This is a genomic window from Legionella sp., from assembly GCF_049790535.1.
Classification (GTDB): Bacteria; Pseudomonadota; Gammaproteobacteria; order Legionellales; family Legionellaceae; genus Legionella.
This window is the reverse complement of record NZ_JBAQZB010000123.1, coordinates 1-2,160: the sequence shown is the minus strand read 5'-3', so window position 1 is coordinate 2,160 and position 2,160 is coordinate 1. Positions and strand designations below refer to the sequence as shown.

Sequence of the window (2,160 nt, the reverse complement as noted above, 5' to 3'; positions counted from 1 at the left end):
GTATATGGCACGTAGCAATAAAACAATCACAAAAAAATTATTCGCCAACAATTTAAGTTTAAAACTACAAGATGCTATGTTTCTTGATGATATTGAACCGTTACTTGCGCCTAGATTGAAAAATAATCATTCACGCGCGATAGGGTTACTTACGGAACAAGGACAAACTATAGCAACAGAAGGATGGAGTCTATCTGATGCTGTAGAAGCGATTAAAAACACGTTCATCGATCAACTCACTCGTTAAATAAATTTATCATCACTAGAGGTGATCAATCCATCTCTAGTGGTTGGTTATATTTTAATCAAAAAATCCATTATCGTGTGCTTATACCGTTAAAAATTGTATGAGCCATGTCAAATTTGACCGATTCAATTAAAGAGCTTTATGAGGATATCTCAGCAGGAGAAGCAAAGCTTGCCGCAGATAACTTGATTAATTTCTTTAAAATTTTGGAACAGGTTGAATCAAGAGCAGCTCGAACTAAACAACGTCATGAGCCCGAAAATGAAAATATCAGAAATTCAAATTGATTTTGTCAAACCTCGCGAGGGGTTAATCGGTTTTGCTAGTTTTGTTATTGATGAAAATATCTACATTTCTAGCGTTGCGATTCATAAAAAGCTAAATGGTGAGGGTTATCGCCTAACCTATCCCAATAAAGGCAATTTCACGATTTGCCACCTCATCAATAAAAAAGCCAGTTATGAAATAGAAACCGCTATTTTTCTCAAATTAAAAAACGTAATGAATAAGATGAATCAAAATGTTCAAATATTACAACCCCCAATTAGTTAAAAAATATCGCTCGTATACTGCCGAAGAGATATGCAAGCTATTCGAAAATAAAAAACTTCACATTCAAACCATCAGGGACTGGGTAAAATCCGGTGAACTCGAAGTTATCATCAAAAAGCCTATTACGATATATGGAGAGGTGCTTAGGGCTTTTCTTGAAAAAAGAAATGCGGGTCACAAAAGACAATTAGCGTTCAATCAATTCAAATGTGTGGCATGCCAAGAGATCATTTCTCCTCATGAAAATGCCATATCAATATATATAAATCAAAATGGGAGCATTAAAGCATCCGCGATTTGTCCCTTATGTAACAGCAAGGCAACGCGTTTTTATAAGAAAAATGAACAAGCCAAGTTAGAGGAAATTTTCATCATTAACGAGCCTCAGTTGGTGACAATAGGTAATTCGTCATTTACCGCCTGCAAGACTCACTTAAATGACATTGTAAATCACAGCTTAAATGAGTCACCTACAGCAACAGAAGACTCCTCCTAGAGATGGGGACATAAGATTCAAAAAGTTAGCTATAACCATTATTTCTAGGAGTCTTACCATGGCTGGATACAATGCACAAAACGAATTAATAAAAATAAAGTTTTTTGGAATGCTGGAAAATGCCAAAGGACGTGATCCAAAAACAGTGGATAGTTATGTCAAATCCATTCATGAATTTGAATTCTATTCTAAGTTCATCGACTTTAAAAAATTTGATATTGCGTTGGCTGTGGGCTTTAAAGAGTATTTATCTGATAAGAAAAATAAGCGAACAGGTCAAAATATTTCAAAATCTTATTTGCAGCATTGCACCTCTCAGGTGCGGGAATTTTTTGAATGGCTAAGCCGACAAAAAGGTTATGCTCGATATATTCAGCATGATGAGGCACAATATTTTACTTTATCCAAAAATAACCGGAATCGAGCTAGAGCCACAGAGTACCAAGAAAGTTACACGATAGACGAAATTATCTCGATTATACGCAAAATGTCTTCAAGCACCCCCACTGAGATGAGAAATAAGGCGATGATAAGCCTTACATTGCTTACCACTCCCAGAATTAGTGCATTACAAACTGCGCGGATAGGCTCTATCAAATATTTTAGAGACTTTGCTGCATGGGCTTTTGTACAAAACCCCAACTTAGTGGATACGAAGTTTGCAAAGCATATCACCGCGTTTTTCATTGGGAACGTGCAGGACTTATACAATAATGTGCACTATTTTATTGAGTTTCTCAAAGACCAAGGTTTTACAGACAAATGCCCGCTTTTTCCAAGGATAATTCCTAGTTTTACCCGTGAAGGCTTACGGTGCTTGGTTTTAGAAAGAGAATTTATCAAATCTCAAACCACTATTAGGACG

The 2,160-nt window shown here is 36.2% G+C and carries 5 protein-coding genes; all 5 read left to right on the top strand.

The window, feature by feature from the left end:
* Positions 1 to 247: hypothetical protein (locus tag WA877_RS07880; RefSeq protein ID WP_425170370.1), on the top strand; the 247-nt coding region annotated here is incomplete at its 5' end.
* Positions 248 to 354: 107 nt separating this feature from the next.
* On the top strand, positions 355 to 534 hold the full coding sequence (locus WA877_RS07875) for a hypothetical protein (protein WP_425170369.1): 180 nt from the start codon (positions 355 to 357) through the stop codon (positions 532 to 534).
* Positions 509 to 799, top strand: coding sequence for a hypothetical protein (locus tag WA877_RS07870; RefSeq protein ID WP_425170368.1), 291 nt, complete (start codon positions 509 to 511; stop codon positions 797 to 799). Before WA877_RS07875 ends, WA877_RS07870 begins: the two co-directional genes overlap by 26 nt.
* Positions 768 to 1,295, top strand: coding sequence for a helix-turn-helix domain-containing protein (locus tag WA877_RS07865; protein ID WP_425170367.1), 528 nt, complete (start codon positions 768 to 770; stop codon positions 1,293 to 1,295). The genes WA877_RS07870 and WA877_RS07865 overlap by 32 nt, the downstream gene beginning before the upstream one ends.
* Positions 1,296 to 1,353: 58 nt before the next feature.
* Positions 1,354 to 2,160 (top strand): hypothetical protein (locus WA877_RS07860; RefSeq protein WP_425170366.1); only part of this gene is annotated, 807 nt, incomplete at its 3' end.

Bases quoted from the DNA above. Each gene is read 5' to 3' on its own strand.
- WA877_RS07875 (WP_425170369.1), top strand. From the start codon at position 355: ATGTCAAATTTGACCGATTCAATTAAAGAGCTTTATGAGGATATCTCA.
- WA877_RS07870 (WP_425170368.1), top strand. From the start codon at position 509: ATGAAAATATCAGAAATTCAAATTGATTTTGTCAAACCTCGCGAGGGG.
- WA877_RS07865 (WP_425170367.1), top strand. From the start codon at position 768: ATGTTCAAATATTACAACCCCCAATTAGTTAAAAAATATCGCTCGTAT.